Annotated in this window: 1 protein-coding gene; it reads right to left on the bottom strand. The window is 43.3% G+C overall.

Features of this window, described 5'->3' with window-relative positions; genetic code table 11:
* Positions 1-64 precede the first annotated feature (64 nt).
* On the bottom strand, positions 65-554 hold a 490-nt coding region (locus tag HMPREF3144_RS11660; RefSeq protein WP_070476493.1), incomplete at its 5' end, for a hypothetical protein.

Here is a 554-nt window from a genome sequence, read left to right as displayed (position 1 = left end):
GGGATGAGGTGCAAACCTCACCCTACTCGATTTGTACTGAATGGTTTATGGCATAAAGCTGTAGTTAGTCATTTTCAGGTAGTACAGTAGTTTTGATGTGGACAAATTGATTGTCTAGGAACTCATAAAAATGAGCGCCATAAACATCGCCTTCATTGATTCTTCCAGCTAAGATCAGTAAACGGCTATTGGGTCTAAAAATAATATTTTCCCCTTCACCCCACCAGCAACAGATAGTTCCAGGTAAACCCGTAACATCCCCTGTTTGTGTATTGACTGCTACGCCCATAGTGCACATGGTGCCACAGCCCCATGTCGAGATGACATGGTTTCCAGCAAAGTTGGCTTCCATGTTTTCCGTATCTCGTATACGAGTTCTGAAGTTGCGATCAAATTCAGAAACCAATTTGACGGGCGCATTTTTACCATGGTGTGTTTTTTGTGCAGGGTAATCAGAAAATTGCGGTGTTGGAGCTTCACTTACGCTGGATGTAGGTTGAGATTGTTGGGAGGCATAGCTTTTGAGACCTTTGCAATAACCCCTCAAACTTCCT

The organism is Oligella sp. HMSC05A10, assembly GCF_001808335.1.
GTDB classification, from domain to species: domain Bacteria; phylum Pseudomonadota; class Gammaproteobacteria; order Burkholderiales; family Burkholderiaceae_B; genus Oligella; species Oligella urethralis.
This window is presented reverse-complemented; position numbering and strand designations above follow the sequence as displayed.